This window comes from Micromonospora sonneratiae (assembly GCF_042679305.1).
GTDB classification, from domain to species: Bacteria; Actinomycetota; Actinomycetes; order Mycobacteriales; family Micromonosporaceae; genus Micromonospora_H; species Micromonospora_H sonneratiae.
In genome coordinates, this window is sequence record NZ_JBHTMP010000003.1 from 16,320 (window position 1) to 31,432 (window position 15,113).

13 protein-coding genes are annotated in these 15,113 nt (G+C 71.0%); all 13 read left to right on the forward strand.

Annotation, left to right across the window (positions count from 1 at the left end):
- Positions 1-69 precede the first annotated feature (69 nt).
- The 13 genes from ACFQ4H_RS03135 to ACFQ4H_RS03195 all read left to right on the forward strand — a co-directional run bounded on the left by ACFQ4H_RS03135 (position 70) and on the right by ACFQ4H_RS03195 (position 14,921).
- Complete coding sequence (locus ACFQ4H_RS03135; protein ID WP_377566717.1) at positions 70-1,248, forward strand: ROK family protein; 1,179 nt, start codon at positions 70-72, stop codon at positions 1,246-1,248.
- 25 nt (positions 1,249-1,273) lie between these two features.
- Entirely contained in the window at positions 1,274-2,785 is a 1,512-nt protein-coding gene (locus ACFQ4H_RS03140; protein WP_377567035.1) for a sugar ABC transporter ATP-binding protein, read from the forward strand.
- A 23-nt stretch (positions 2,786-2,808) separates the two neighbouring features.
- A complete protein-coding gene (locus ACFQ4H_RS03145; RefSeq protein WP_377567037.1) occupies positions 2,809-3,849 on the forward strand; it encodes an ABC transporter permease in 1,041 nt (346 codons plus the stop codon).
- A gap of 96 nt (positions 3,850-3,945) precedes the next feature.
- Positions 3,946-4,995: a substrate-binding domain-containing protein gene (locus ACFQ4H_RS03150; protein ID WP_377566719.1), complete on the forward strand. Its 1,050-nt coding sequence runs from the start codon at positions 3,946-3,948 to the stop codon at positions 4,993-4,995.
- Positions 4,996-5,015: 20 nt separating this feature from the next.
- Positions 5,016-6,236 carry a Gfo/Idh/MocA family protein gene (locus tag ACFQ4H_RS03155; RefSeq protein WP_377566721.1) on the forward strand — a complete coding sequence of 407 codons (1,221 nt, stop codon included), beginning with the start codon at positions 5,016-5,018 and terminating at the stop codon, positions 6,234-6,236.
- Between the two features lie 373 nt (positions 6,237-6,609).
- Positions 6,610-7,785 (forward strand): inositol-3-phosphate synthase, encoded by a 1,176-nt coding sequence (locus tag ACFQ4H_RS03160; RefSeq protein WP_377566723.1) that lies wholly within the window; start codon positions 6,610-6,612, stop codon positions 7,783-7,785.
- Positions 7,778-8,785: an SCO3242 family prenyltransferase gene (locus tag ACFQ4H_RS03165; RefSeq protein ID WP_377566725.1), complete on the forward strand. Its 1,008-nt coding sequence runs from the start codon at positions 7,778-7,780 to the stop codon at positions 8,783-8,785. The genes ACFQ4H_RS03160 and ACFQ4H_RS03165 overlap by 8 nt, the downstream gene beginning before the upstream one ends.
- 102 nt (positions 8,786-8,887) lie before the next feature.
- Entirely contained in the window at positions 8,888-9,784 is an 897-nt protein-coding gene (locus ACFQ4H_RS03170; RefSeq protein ID WP_377566727.1) for a sugar phosphate isomerase/epimerase family protein, read from the forward strand.
- Positions 9,784-10,407 (forward strand): EboA domain-containing protein, encoded by a 624-nt coding sequence (locus ACFQ4H_RS03175; RefSeq protein WP_377566729.1) that lies wholly within the window; start codon positions 9,784-9,786, stop codon positions 10,405-10,407. Before ACFQ4H_RS03170 ends, ACFQ4H_RS03175 begins: the two co-directional genes overlap by 1 nt.
- Positions 10,407-11,273: a TatD family hydrolase gene (locus ACFQ4H_RS03180; RefSeq protein ID WP_377566731.1), complete on the forward strand. Its 867-nt coding sequence runs from the start codon at positions 10,407-10,409 to the stop codon at positions 11,271-11,273. Before ACFQ4H_RS03175 ends, ACFQ4H_RS03180 begins: the two co-directional genes overlap by 1 nt.
- Positions 11,273-12,466, forward strand: coding sequence for a metabolite traffic protein EboE (gene eboE / locus ACFQ4H_RS03185; RefSeq protein ID WP_377566733.1), 1,194 nt, complete (start codon positions 11,273-11,275; stop codon positions 12,464-12,466). Before ACFQ4H_RS03180 ends, eboE begins: the two co-directional genes overlap by 1 nt.
- Entirely contained in the window at positions 12,463-13,854 is a 1,392-nt protein-coding gene (locus ACFQ4H_RS03190; protein ID WP_377566735.1) for an alkaline phosphatase family protein, read from the forward strand. The genes eboE and ACFQ4H_RS03190 overlap by 4 nt, the downstream gene beginning before the upstream one ends.
- Positions 13,851-14,921, forward strand: a complete 1,071-nt coding sequence (locus ACFQ4H_RS03195; RefSeq protein WP_377566737.1) for a polyprenyl synthetase family protein — start codon at positions 13,851-13,853, stop codon at positions 14,919-14,921. Before ACFQ4H_RS03190 ends, ACFQ4H_RS03195 begins: the two co-directional genes overlap by 4 nt.
- Positions 14,922-15,113: the final 192 nt, after the last annotated feature.

The window sequence follows — 15,113 nt, forward strand, 5'->3', positions numbered from 1 at the left end:
ACAACACCCTGGTGTCGTGCCGGCGCTACGCCGCGTGGACGCCAGGCTCCACAGCGGAGGTGAGGCACAGTGCGCGTCGCGGAACCATTGCATCTCCGGCTACTGCGACTGCTGCGTGACAACGGTGCGGTGTCCCGCGCCGAACTGGCCGACCGGCTGGAGATCCCCCGACCACGCCTGCTGGCCGAAGTGTCCCGACTGGTGGACCTGGGCTACGTCGCCGAAGCCGGAATGGCGGCCTCCCGGGGCGGGCGACGCTCCACCCTGGTGGAACTCAACCCCGGTCTGCGCTTCGCCGCCGTCGACCTCGGGGCCAGTTCGGTCGACGTCGAGGTGGTCAACGGTCGGCTCGAACCGGTCGCGGCCTACGCCGAGGCCGCCGACATCCGGTCCGGTCCGAAGGCGATCCTGCAACGGGTCAACGAGTTGCTGCACAAGGCGAAGGCCGACGGGGCGTACGAACGGCTGGACGCGGTCGGGGTCGGCGTACCCGGCCCGGTGAGCTTCCGCGACGGTGTCCCGGTCTCGCCGCCCATCATGCCCGGCTGGGACCGGTTCCCGGTGCGCGAGCTGCTCACCCGGGAACACGGCTGCCCGGCGGTGGTCGACAACGACGTCAACATCATGGCGATCGGTGAGCGACACGGCGGCGTGGCCCACTCGGTCGACGACTTCCTGTTCGTCAAGGTGGGCACCGGGATCGGCTGCGGGATCCACCTGAGCGGCGAGGTCTACCGGGGCATCGACGGCTGCGCCGGGGACATCGGCCACATCCAGGTCGACGCGCACGGCCCGATGTGCTCCTGCGGCAACATCGGCTGCCTGGAGGCGCTGTTCAGCGGCACCGCACTGGCCAAGGACGCGACGGTCGCCGCCCGTAACGGCACCTCACCGGCGTTGGCGGAACGGCTGGCCACCAGGGGCGCGGTCACCGCGCTCGACGTCGCCGAGGGAGCCGTCGAGGGCGACGTCGTCTGCATCCAGCTCATCCGCGACGGCGGCCGTCGACTCGGTGGGGTCCTTGCCGGGCTGGTCAGCTTCGCCAATCCGTCGATGATCGTGATCGGTGGTGGGCTCGCCCAACTCGGACACATCCTGCTGGCCGAGATCCGCAGCGTGGTCTACCGGCGTTCGCTGCCGTTGGCCACCGGAAACCTGCCGGTCGTGCTCTCCGAACTCGGCCCACGTGCCGGCGTCGCCGGCGCGGCCGTACTCGCCAGTGACGTGGCCTTCGGGGAGGCGACGTGAACGAGGGGGAGGCGACGTGAGCGAGGTGGTCCTGCGGCTCACCGACGTGGTCAAGACCTTCCCCGGCGTACGGGCCCTCGACGGGGTGGAGTTGGAGGTACGCGCCGGCGAGGTGCACTGCCTGCTCGGGCAGAACGGCGCGGGCAAGTCCACCCTCATCAAGGTGCTCTCCGGCGTACACCGCCCCGACTCCGGTCAGGTGGAGTGGCTCGGCCAGCCGGTCAGCTTCGCCAATCCGCAGGCCGCGATGAAGGCCGGTATCGCCACCATCTACCAGGAACTCGACCTGGTCGACGACCTGTCGGTCGCGGAGAACGCCTTCCTCGGTCACGAGCCCCGCCGGCTCGGCTTCATCCGTCGGGGACACACCGCCCGGCGGACCAGGGAGATCCTCGGCCGGCTCGGGCACGCCGAGATCCCGCCCCGGCGGCTGGTACGGGCACTGCCCGCCGCCGGCAAGCAGATCGTCAGCATGGCCCGGGCGCTCTCCCACCGGGCGCGACTGATCATCATGGACGAGCCCAGCGCGGTGCTGGCCCACGACGAGGTCGGCAACCTGTTCCGGATCATCCGGGAGCTGACCACGCAGGGGATCGCCGTCATCTACATCTCGCACCGGCTTGAGGAGATCCGTGAGATCGGCGACCGGGTCACCGTACTGAAGGACGGCCGGACCACCGCGGCCAACCTCTCCGCCCGGGACACCCCGACCCGCGACCTGGTCAGCCGGATGACCGGCCGCAGCATCGAGTACGTCTTCCCGGACCGCCCCACCGGGCAACCACAGCACCGGGACCTGCTCCAGGTGACCGGACTGGGCCGGGCGGGCGAGTTCGCCGACGTGTCGCTGACCGTACGCAGCGGGGAGATCGTCGGAATCGCCGGCCTGGTCGGCTCCGGCCGCTCCGAGCTGCTGGAGACCATCTACGGTGCCCGCCGGGCACAGACCGGAACGGTACGGATGTCCGGTCGGACGTTGCGGCCGGGCAGCGTACACGCGGCGGTGAAGGCCGGGATCGGGATGGCCCCCGAGGAGCGCAAGAGCCAGGCGCTGCTGCTCGGCGAGCCGATCTACCGCAACGTCACCCTGGCCACGTTCGGCCGATACGCCCGGCTCGGCTTCACCGACGCCGGACGGGAACGGGCCGAAGCCGACCGGATCGCCGAGACGCTGGAACTACGTCCCCGTGACGTACGCCGTCCGGTGCGCACGCTCTCCGGTGGCAACCAGCAGAAGGTAGTCGTCGGTCGGTGGCTGCTCGGCGACACCCGGCTCCTGCTGCTCGACGAGCCGACCCGGGGCGTGGACGTCGGCGCACGGGCGGAGCTGTACCAGGTGATCCGGGCGTTGGCCGCGCGTGGGGTCGGGGTGCTGCTGGTCTCCAGCGAGGTGCCGGAGGTGCTCGGCCTCGCTGACCGGGTGCTCGTGATGCGGGAGGGTCGGATCGTGCGCGAGGCGCCGGCCGGCGAACTCGACGAGGACACCGTGCTCGATCTGGTGATGGCGGGTTCGTTGATGGAAGGAGTGGCAGCATGACCGACAGCACCGCGACCGCCGTGATGAAGACAGCCAAGTCCAGCCCCGAGCCCCGTACGTCCTTCTGGCGTGGGGACGGCAGCGAGACGGTCCGGCGCAACCTCGGCCTGCTCGGGGTCCTGGTCGTGCTGATCGCGATCGGGGTCGTCACCCGCCCGGATCTCTACAGCAGTTCCCAGTGGGTGGGGGACAACATCTTCTCCATCCTCAAGCTGGCCTCCGTGGTCGGCGTGGTCACCGTCGGCATGACCTTCGTGATCATCGGTGGCGGCATCGACCTGTCGGTCGGGGCGATCGTCGCGCTGGCCGGTGTCTGGTCCACCACGTTGGCCACCCAGAGTTTCGGTGCCGGCGGCATGATCTTCACCGCGATCACCGTCGGCGTCGGGGTCGGGCTGGTCAACGGACTGCTGATCTCGTACGGCCGGCTGGTGCCGTTCATCGCGACACTGGCGATGCTGGTCGCCGCCCGGGGACTGGCCGCCGAGATCTCCAACAAGCAGACCCAGGTGTCGGCCAACACCACCATCAACAACATCGCCAGTGCCAAACTGCTGGGGATTCCGCTGCTGGTCTACATCCTCGCCGTGGTGGTCGCCGCCGGCTGGGTGCTGCTCAACCGCACCACGTTCGGCCGCCGTACGGTCGCGGTCGGCGGCAACCCGGAGGCCGCCCGGCTGGCCGGGATCAACGTAAGACTGCACACCATGCTGCTGTACGCGCTGTCCGGGCTGTGCGGCGGCATCGCCGCGATCATGCTGACCGCACAGGCGAACTCCGCGCAGGCGGCCATGGCGAACCTCTACGAACTCGACGCGATCGCCGCCGCCATCATCGGCGGGACGCTGCTCAGCGGCGGTCGGGGCACCATCATCGGCTCCCTGCTCGGCGTGATCATCTTTGCGACGATCACCAACCTGTTCGCCATCAACGACCTTTCGGCAGAGGCACAGAACATGGTCAAGGGCGGCATCATCGTGGTCGCCGTCCTGGTCCAGCAGTTCCGTTTCAAGTCGGTCACCCGGTTCTTCGCCCGGAACAGCAAGATCACTACCACGACCTGACGTATCGCGATCGACCCTGGTGAGGCCCGTGCCGGGCACTCGCCGGGCCCCGTACGCCCTCGTACCCCCACGAAGCTCAGGAACCAGGAGGTCGTCATGACCCAGCACAGTCGCGACCTGTCGCGCCGACGGCTGCTGCTCGGCGGTGCCGCGATCGGTGCCGGCACCCTGCTCACCGCCTGCACCAGCAACGAGGCAGCGCCCACCACGACACAGACCAAGGCCGCCGACACCGGTGGCAACGCCGCCCCGGGCAAGAAGGTCACCATCGGCTTCTCCGCCCCGGCCGGACACGGGTGGGTCGCCGCCATCACCAACAACGCAAAGGCGCAGGCCGCGGCGTACCCGGACGTGGAGCTGAAGTCGGTCGAAGCCGGACCGGACGCCGCCGCCCAGCGGGCCGCGCTGGCCACCCTGCTGTCCCAGAAACCGGACGTGATCGTCCTGCTGCCGCACGACGGCAAGGAGCTGAACGCGTTCGGTCTGGAGGCGATGCAGGCCGGTGTCCCGGTGGTCAACCTGGACCGGGCGTTCCCGGACGCGCTGGCCTACCGCACCCAGATCAAGGGCGACAACTACGGCATGGGTGTCTCCGCCGGCAACTTCATCGCCGCGCAGCTGAAGGCCAAGGGCGTGACCAACCCGATCATCGGGGAGATCGCCGGCATGGACGAGTTGGAACTGACCCAGGAGCGGTCGGCGGGTTTCCGGTCGGCGCTGGCCACGCACGGGCTCAAGGTGGCCAACCGGCGGGCCGCCCGGTTCACCGTGGACACCGGCCAGGCCGAGGCGGCCCAGTTGCTCCAGGCACTGCCCAAGATGGACGCGCTGTGGAACCACGACGACGACCAGGGCGTCGGCGTGCTGGCCGCCATCAAACAGGCCAACCGCTCCGAGTTCATCATGGTCGGCGGTGCCGGCTCCAGGGCCGCGATCGAGGCGATCCAGGCCGACAACACCGTACTGAAGGCGACCGTCACCTACAGTCCCTCGATGGCCTCCTCGGCGATCTCCCTGGCCCGCCTGATCGGTCAGGGCAAGGGCATGTCCGACCTGGTGGAACTCCAGGTGCCGAAGGAGATCACCCTCGCCTCGGAAACGATCACCAAGGAGAACGCGAGCGCCTACGTCAAGCTCGGGTTCTGACGTACGGGGGGAGACCCACCTTGTCCACTGTAGAAACAGAGTTGCGGATCGGGCTGGTCGGCTACGCCTTCATGGGTGCCGCGCACTCGCAGGCGTGGCGGACCGTGAACCGGGTGTACGACCTGCCGGCGCGGGCCCGGATGGCCATGATCTGCGGCCGGGACTCCTCGAAGGTGGCTGACGCCGCCACCCGGCTCGGCTGGGAGGGGCACACCACCGACTGGCGTGACCTTGTCGCCCGGGACGACATCGACGTGATCGACGTCTGCACCCCCGGGGACAGCCATGCCGAGATCGCGGTCGCGGCACTGGCGGCGGGCAAGCACGTGCTGTGCGAGAAGCCGCTGGCCAACTCGGTGCAGGAGGCGCGGGCGATGGCCGCGGCGGCGGCCACGGCGCAGGCGGCCGGGGTACGTTCCATGTGCGGGTTCAACTACCGTCGGGTGCCCGCGGTCACCATGATGCGCGACCTGGTCGCCTCCGGTCGGCTCGGCACGGTCCGGCACGTACGGGCGGCCTACCTACAGGACTGGATCGTCGACCCGCAGTATCCGCTGGTCTGGCGACTACAGAAGGACCGGGCGGGTTCCGGTGCGCTGGGTGACATCGGCGCACACATCATCGACCTGACCCAGTACGTGACCGGGCAGCGGATCACCGGCGTCAGCGCCATCACCGAGACCTTCGTCAAGGAACGTCCGCTGCCGGTCGAGTCGACCGGTCTGACCGCCGCCAGCGGGGGCGACGGGACCGCAGTCGGGGTCCGCACCGGGCCGGTGACGGTGGACGACGCCGCCGTCTTCGTGGCCCGACTCGACGGTGGAGCGCTGGCCACGTACGAGGCCAGCCGCTTCGCGACCGGTCGGAAGAACGCCCTCCGGGTCGAGATCAACGGGTCGCTCGGTTCCCTGGTCTTCGACCTGGAACGCCTCAACGAACTGGAGTTCTACGACGCCACGGAACCCACCGCCGAGCAGGGGTTCACCCGGATCCTGGTCACCGAGGCCGACCATCCGTACCTGTCGGCGTGGTGGCCACCCGGGCACATCATCGGCTACGAGCACTCGTTCACCCACCAGATGCGTGACTTCCTGGAGGCGGTCGCCACCGGTGTGGACCCGGTTCCCTCGTTCGCCGACGCGTTGCAGGTCCAGTTGGTGCTCGACGCCGTGGTCCGCTCGGCGGCGTTGGGCTCGTCCTGGGCGGAGGTGGAGGCCGTCCTCGCACCGGTCGCCGCCTGACACGCCACAACTGAAGACCGACTCCGGCTGGACCGGTGGCATGGTCTTCGCCGCTGGTTCGGCCGGGTAGATGCGGGGGAGGTGGGCTGGACCGGTGGCATGGTCTTCGCCGCTGGTCCAGCCGGGTAGACGCGGGGGAGGCGGGGCCGGGACGCCGACCGGCCCCGCCTGCCAGCCCCGTCCGTTCGTACCGGCATGGGGTCGGGCCGGTGCCGGTGCCGCCGACACCGGCACCGCTCCCGGAAACACCGCAGGACGCTCGAACGGACGGGGCGCTATTTCCACCGGGACGCCGTTATCTTTCCGACATACATGTGTTTCTTTGGCTCAGCGTCGCGGCGGCACCCGCCGCCCGGGTGAGGAGAGAGCACCGATGCGTACGGGTATCTGGCTGGTGGGGGCACGCGGCTCGGTCGCCACCACCAGCATCGTTGGGGCGCTCGCACTGCGGGCCGGGTTGGCCGAGCCGACCGGCTGTGTCACCGAACTTCCCGAGCTGCGGTCCCCGAGCCTGCCGACCTTCGCCGACCTTCGCTTCGGCGGACATGACGTGGTGACGATTCCCCTGGTCAAGAAGGCCGAGGCGCTGGCCGCCGCCGGGGTGTTGCCGGCCCGGCTGGTCGCGGCGATCCCCGACCAGTTGGCCACGGTCGAGTCGGAGATCCGGCCCGCGCCGGCCGACCTGCCACCGACCGAGATGATCGCTGCTGTCGTCGCCGACCTGACCCGGTTCCGGGATCGGTACCGGCTCGATCGGGTGGTGGTGGTGAACGTGTCCACCACCGAACCGGCTCCGCCGTCCCATCCGGCGCATGCCGGCCTGTCGGCCCTGGACGCCGCACTGCTGGCCGGGGAGACCGTGCTGCCGGTCAGCTCGACGTACGCCTACGCCGCCTTCACCGCCGGCTGCCCCTATGTGGACTTCACTCCGTCCACCGGTGCCCGGTTACCTGCCCTGGCCGAACTGGCCCGGCAGCGCCGACTGCCGTACGCCGGGCACGACGGCAAGACCGGCGAGACGCTGGTTAAGTCGGTGCTGGCCCCGATGTTCGCCATGCGGCACCTGCGGGTGCGTACCTGGTCCGGGGTGAACCTGCTCGGCGGCGGCGACGGTGCCAACCTGGCCGAACCGGCGGCCAACGCGGCCAAGTCGGCCAGCAAACAGCGGGTGCTCGGGGAGACCCTGGGGTACGTCCCACAGGGCCGGACCAGGATCGACTACGTCGACGACATCGGTGACTTCAAGACCGCCTGGGACCTGGTCACCTTCTCCGGCTTCCTCGGCACCGGAATGCGAATGGAGTTCACCTGGCACGGCTGCGACTCTGCCCTGGCCGCACCGCTGGTGCTCGACCTCGCCCGGCTCACCGCAGCGGCACATGCCGCCGGACGGGTCGGACCGCTCACCGAGTTGGCGTTCTTCTTCAAGGATCCGTTCGGCACCGGGAGCCACTCGCTGGCCGAACAGTGGGGTGCGCTGCGGGGGCTGGTCCGGCAACTCGACACCGGAACCGGTCAGGACGGGGGTAGCCGTGCCGTCGATGCGTGACTTCGTGGAGCTGGTCCGGGCACCGGCTGCGCTGTCCGTACCGGGCGACGTGCTGGCCGGTGCCGTCGCGGCCGGCGGGAGAGGTCCCGCCTGGAGTAGGCCCGGCGGGGGAGGGCCGGCGGGTTCGGCCGGGCGGGTCGGCCGTGCGGTACGCCTCGGCGGCCTGGCCGGATCCTCGGTGCTGCTCTACTGGGCGGGCATGGCCGCCAACGACTGGGCCGACCGCCGGGTCGATGCCGTCGAACGGCCGCAGCGACCGATCCCCAGTGGCCGGGTCCCACCGGCCGCCGCGTTCGGGCTGTCGGTCGGGCTGACCTCGGCCGGGCTGGTCACGGCCGGTCTGGCCGGTGGTCGACGGGCGCTGGCCGTGGCGGTCCCGCTGGCCGGTGTGGTGTGGGCGTACGACCTGTGGGCCAAGGACACCGTCGCCGGTCCGGCGACGATGGCCGCCTGTCGGGGGCTGGACGTGCTGCTCGGTGCCAGTACCGGTCGGCCACTGCGGGCCGTGCCGGCGGCGTTGACGGTGGCCGCGCACACCTACACCGTCACCGCGCTGTCCCGCCGTGAGGTCGAAGGTGCGGACCGGCGGCTGCCGGCGGCGACCCTGGCCGGCACCGCCGTGGTGGCCGCCGCTGCGGCCGGGGGCGGGATCGGGTGGCGGGGTGGACCGGGTACCGCTGGGGCTGGTGGCGGAAACCGGCGTCGGGGTGGACCGGGTACCGCTGGAGCCGGTGGCGGAAACCGGCGTCGGGTCTGGCGGGCGCTGGTGCCGGCCGTGTTGGCCGGCGGCTACACCGCCCGGTACGGCGTTGCACAGGCCCGGGTTGTCGCCGATCCAGCCGCCGAGCGGGTCCGGGCGGCGGTCGGGGCGGGGATCACCGGTCTGCCGGCGTTGCAGGGTGCGCTGATCGCCCGCGCGGGTGCGACCCTGCTGGGGGTGGCCGTGGCGGCTGCCGCGCCACTGGGCCGCCGACTGGCCCGAAAGGTGTCACCTACCTGAGGCTGATAAATCGAGGTCTACCGTATTGATCAAGAACATGGCAGCGTAGAGGGGCGAGCAGAACACAGAACGTGTCGCTGGTGGACGGCGGGAGGCGTGGTGATGGCGGAGAGTCCCCGGTTCGGTTACGGAACGAACGGATTCGCCAACCACCGGCTCGACGACGCACTGGCAGTGCTGGCCGACCTCGGCTACCAGGGGGTGGCACTGACCCTCGACCACGATCATCTCGACCCGTATGCGCCCGGTCTCGCCGCCCGGGTGGCTACCGTGGGCCACCGGCTGGCCGAACTCGACCTCGGTGTCGTGATCGAGACCGGTGCCCGCTATCTGCTCGACCCGTGGCACAAGCACGCGCCCACCCTGCTCGACGACGATCCGGCACCCCGGATCGACTTCCTGTGCCGGGCCGTCGCGATCGGGGCCGACCTCGGCGCGGAGGCCGTCTCCTGGTGGGCCGGCGTACGACCGGCGCACGTCGACGAGGCCACCGCCTGGGAACGGCTGGTCGCCGGCTGCGCCGAGGTGGTGGCGGTGGCCGACAGCGTCGACGTCACCGTCGGCTTCGAACCGGAGCCCGGCATGCTGGTGCCCGACATCGCCGGCTGGTGGCGGCTGCGCGGGGCCCTCGGCGCGCCGCCCGGTTTCGGCATCACGCTCGACATCGGTCACTGCCGGTGCCTGGAGCCGCTGCCGGTGCCCGACTGTGTCCACGAGGTCGGCGCGCACCTGGTCAACGTGCAGATCGAGGACATGCGCCGGGGGGTGCACGAGCATCTGGAGTTCGGCGACGGTGAGATCGACTTCCCGCCGGTGCTGCGCGCCCTGGCCGACGTCGGCTACCGGGGTCTGATCGCCGTCGAGCTGCCCAGACACTCCCACGCCGCGCCGGCCGTCGCGAAACGGTCACTCGACTTCCTACGCGCTGCCGCCGCCGAACCGGCCGGCACGGACCTGACCGTGGCCACCACCGTGGCCACCGCCGGAGGGAGGAGCTGATGGGACCGGATCGACTACGGGCGGCGCTGGAGGGCGTACCCGATTCCGACTGGCTGAGTCGGGCGCTGCGGGATGTCGTGACGGAGCCGGCCATGATCAGCCGCTACTTCGCTGCCGCCGGCCGGCGCTGCGGCCGGGCCGAACTGGCGGACGCCCCGGGCTGGACCGCCGACGAAGCCGTACGGGTGCTGCTGCTGACCGTCCTGCCACCCGAGGAGGTGTCCGGCCAGGTCGAAGCCCTCTACCGGTACGGCGACGCGGCGGAGAAGCGGGCGGTGCTGCGCGCCCTGCCGATGCTGCCGATCGACGCGCAGGCCGTGCCGCTGCTGCACGACGCGATCCGTACCAACGACACCCGGCTGTTGGCCGCGGCGCTGGGGCCCTACGCCCGCCACCTCGACGACGCGGCGTGGCGGCAGGCGGTGCTCAAGTGCGTCTTCACCGGCGTACCCCTGGCCGTCGTGGACCGCCTCGACCAGCGGGCCGACGCCGAACTGGCCGTCATGCTGGCCGGGCTGGCCGACGAACGCCAGGCGGCCGGCCGGACGATGCCCGCCGACGCGACCGAACTACTCGGCCGGCTCACGAACGATTCCCCCCAGTTCAGTGCGAAGGAGGCATGATGCGCATCTTCGACCCGCACATCCACATGACCTCGCGGACCACCGACGACTACGAACGGATGGCCGCCGCGGGAATCCGGGCGCTGGTCGAGCCGGCGTTCTGGCTGGGCCAACCGCGTACCAGCGCCGCCTCCTTCGCCGACTACTTCGACTCGTTGGTCGGCTGGGAGCCGTTCCGGGCCGGCCAGTTCGGCATCCGGCACCACGCCACCATCGCGCTCAACCCCAAGGAGGCCAACGATCCACGCTGCCGGGAGGTGCTCGGCCTGCTGCCGCGCTACCTCGACAAGAACGGCGTGGTGGCGGTCGGAGAGATCGGGTACGACTCGATGACCCCCGAGGAGGACGAGGTCTTCGCCGCCCAGCTCGCCCTGGCCGTAGCGCACGAACTGCCGGCGCTGGTGCACACCCCGCACCGGGACAAGGCCCGGGGCACGTCGCGCAGCCTGGCGGTGGTGGCCGAGTCCGGAATCGACCCCGGGCGGGTGTTGATCGACCACCTCAACGAGGTGACCGTCGAACTGGTCCGGGACAGCGGCTGCTGGCTGGGCTTCTCCATCTACCCGGACACCAAGATGTCCCCGCCGCGCATGGTCGAGATACTGCGCCGGTACGGCACCGAGCGGATGCTGGTCAACTCGGCGGCCGACTGGGGGCGCTCCGATCCGCTGCTGACCCGGGCCACCGCCGAGGCGATGCTGCTGTCCGGGTTCAGCGACGACGACGTCGACCGGGTGCTGTGGCGCAACCCGATCGAGTTCTACGGCCAGTCCGGCCGGCTCGACACGTCCGATCTCGAACTGGCCGGACTCGACCTGGCCGGGCCGACCTTCGAGGGGAACTCCATCCTGCGCGGAGGCAGCTGATGCGGCTGCGCCACCGCGACGGGCAGACCATCCACCTGGGCTACTGCACCAACGTGCATCCGGCCGAGGACCTGGCCGGCATCATCGGCCAGCTCGACGCGTACGCGCTGCCGATCCGGAAGCGACTCGACTCCGACGTACTCGGGTTGGGTCTGTGGCTGGCCGCACCGGTCGCCGCCGTGCTGGCCGCCAATCCGCCGGCCCGGCGACGACTGCGGGCCGAGCTGGACGCCCGTGGGCTGGAGGTGGTGACCCTTAACGGCTTCCCCTACCGGTCGTTCCAAGCACCGGTGGTCAAGCACGCCGTCTACCGACCGGACTGGACCACCCGGGAACGACTGGACTACACCCTCGACCTGGCCCGGGTGCTGGTCGACCTGCTGCCCGACGACGCGGTACGGGGATCCATCTCGACCCTGCCGCTGGCCTGGCGCGAGCCCTGGGACAGCGACCGGGCCGGCTCCGCCCGGCAGCGACTGGACGAGTTGGCCGCCGGCCTGGCCGAGCTGCACCGGCAGACCGGGCGGGCGGTCCGGGTCGGGTTCGAACCCGAGCCGGGTTGCGTGGTGGAGACCACGACCCAGGCCACCACGTGGCTGTCCGGGGTGGACACCGACCGGCTGGGCATCTGCCTGGACCTGGCCCATCTGGCCTGCGCCTGGGAGGAACCCGCCGCCGCGCTGGCCCGGCTGCGCTCGGCCGGGCTGCCGGTGGTCAAGGTGCAGGTCTCCGCCGCGCTCCAGGCCGTCGATCCGGCCGCCGCCGTCGAGCAGCTCCGGGCGTACGTCGAGCCCCGGTTCCTGCACCAGACCCGGGCCGCCACCTGCGCCGACCTCGTCGATCCGACCGACCCGGCGCACGCCGCCGACGACCTGGACGCCGCACTGACCAACGGGCTGCCCGGTGCCTGGCGGGTGCACTACCACGTGCCACTGCACGCCGAGCCCGAACCGCCGCTGACCTCGACCGGGCCGGTGCTGCAAGCCGCGCTCCGGGAACTGTTCGCCGGTCCGACGGCGGGCTGCGACCACCTCGACGTCGAGACGTACACCTGGGGGGTGTTGCCGGAGTCGCGCCGGCCCCGCTCCGACACGGAACTCGCCGCCGGCATCGCGGCCGAGTTGGCGTACGCCCGTGACGAGCTGGCCGTCCTCGGACTGTCCCCGGTGTCGACCGGCGGGGTGCGGGCATGACCCCGCTGGTGGTGATCGACGTGGTGGGCCTGACGCCCCGGCTGCTGGCCCACATGCCCCGGCTGCGGGCGGTCGCGGAGGCCGGGTTCCAGGCCGAGCTGGGTACGGTGCTGCCGGCGGTCACCTGTTCGGCCCAGTCCACCTTCCTGACCGGGGAACTGCCGGCCGGACACGGCATCGTAGGCAACGGCTGGTACTTCCGTGACGTGGGTGACGTGCTGTTCTGGCGGCAGCACAACGCCCTGGTTGATGGCGAGAAGGTGTGGCAGGCCGCCCGGCGGGTGCGGCCGGACTACACGGTGGCCAACGTCTGCTGGTGGTACGCGATGGGCGCGGACGTGGACTGGACCGTCACGCCCCGCCCGATCTACTACGCCGACGGGCGCAAGGAGCCCGACTGCTACACCGATCCACCCGAACTGCACGACCGGCTGATCGGAAAACTGGGTGGGTTTCCGCTGTTCACGTACTGGGGGCCGGGGGCGGGCCTGCCCTCGTCGGAGTGGATCTGTCGGGCGGCGGTCGAGATCATGGCGGCCCACCGACCGGACCTGACCCTGGTCTACGTGCCGCACCTGGACTACGACCTGCAACGCTTCGGCCCGTCCTCGCCGCAGGCGGCAGCCGCCGCGACCGCGCTGGACGGGGTGCTGGGCCCGGTGCTCGACGCGGCCTCGGCCCGGGGCGCGACCGTCGTGGCCCTGTCGGAGTACGGCATCACCGACGTGTCCCGGCCGGTCGACATCAACCGACTGCTGCGCGCCCAGGGGTGGCTACGGGTATACACCCAGGACGGCATGGAGTACCTCGACCCGTGGACCTCGCGGGCCTTCGCCGTGGCCGACCACCAGGTGGCCCACGTCTACGTCCGCGACCCGGCGGACGTGCCGGCGGTGGCGAAGCTCTGTGCAGGCCTGGCCGGGGTGGCCGAGGTACTCGACCCGGCCGGCCAGGCCGAATACGGGCTGGACCATCCCCGTTCCGGTGAGCTGGTGCTGGTTGCCGAGCCGGATGCCTGGTTCACCTACTACTACTGGCTTGACGACTCGGCCGCGCCCGACTTCGCCCGGCTGGTGGAGATCCACCGCAAGCCCGGGTACGACCCAGCGGAGCTGTTCTTCGACCCGGCAGCGCCGGGGGCGGCCAGACGGCGGGCGGCGGTGGCCCTGGTCCGCAAGAAGCTCGGCATGCGTTACCTGATGAACGTGGTGGGCCTGGACGCCGGAGCCCGCGCGGTGCGCGGCTCACACGGGCGGCTGCCGGCCGATGCGGCGGACGGACCGGTGCTGCTCTGCTCCGAGCGGAGCGCGGCCCGGGACCGCATCGCTGCCGTCGATGTGAAGGGGTTGCTACTCAACCTTGCCGGACTGTCGCGGAGGGACTCATGACGGTGGAGACGATGCCCAGGGCCGATGCCGGGGAGCTGCGGGCCCGGTTCGACGCCCAACTAGCCGCGTTCCTGGATCGCCAGGACCCGGATTGGCCGGACGGTACGCCCCGAGGCGTGTTCACCACCCTGCGCCGTTTCGTGTTGACCGGTGGCAAGCGGCTGCGGCCGTTGTTCTGCTACTGGGGATGGCGCAGCACCGGAGCACCGGACGGCACGCCGATCGTGATCGCCGCCTCGGCGCTGGAACTCTTCCACGCCTTCGCGCTGATCCACGACGACATCATGGACGGCAGTGACCGGCGACGGGGCGAGCCCTCCGTACACCGGCTCTTCACCGACCTGCACGTCCAGTCCGCCTGGCGCGGCGACCCGGCCGCGTACGGGCGGAGCACCGCCCTGCTCTGCGGTGACCTCTGCGCGGCCTGGGCGGACCAGATGTTCCACGAGTGCGGGCTGGCCACCGCGCAGGTGTACCAGGGCTACCGGGAGTTCGCGGCGATGCGTACCGAGGTGATCGCCGGGCAGTACCTCGATCTGGTCTCCGGGGTCGGCGACGGGTCGGTGGCCAGTGCGCTGACGGTGATCCGGCTGAAGTCGGCCCGATATACCGTCACCCGGCCGTTGCAGATCGGTGCGGCACTGGCCGGTGCCGGCCCGGAGCTGATGGCGGGTCTGGCCGCCTTCGGTGATCCGCTGGGGGACGCCTTCCAGTTGCGTGACGACGTGCTGGGGGTGTTCGGCGACCCGGGGGTGACCGGCAAGTCGACCCTGGACGACCTGCGGGAGGGCAAACCGACGGTGATGATGGGACTGGTCCGGGACGCCGCCGACCGGGCACAGACGCGACGGCTGAAGGAACTGTTCGGAAATCCGGACCTGGACGCGGAGGGAGCGGCGGAGCTGCGCGAGATCATTGTGACCACCGGCGCGCTGGACCGGATCGAGCAGATGATCCGGGTACGCATCGAGGCGGCCCTGACCGCGTTGGCCGAAGCGCCGGTCGCCGACGATGCCCGGGCGGTGCTGACCGCCCTGGTGGTCGACGCGACCGATCGGCAGGGCTGAACGGAGCGGGAGCTGTTCGGGGCCGGTCCTCCTGAACCGGCCCCGGTACGACGACAGGTCGAGCGACAGCGCATCGCAACGCTTCTCCTCGTGATCCCTGGGGCCGAGTGTATGGATCGGCAGGGTCAGCAGGATCACCACCACGGTCGCCCCGAGCGACGCGACCACGGACGCGGTGACCCAGGCGACGAA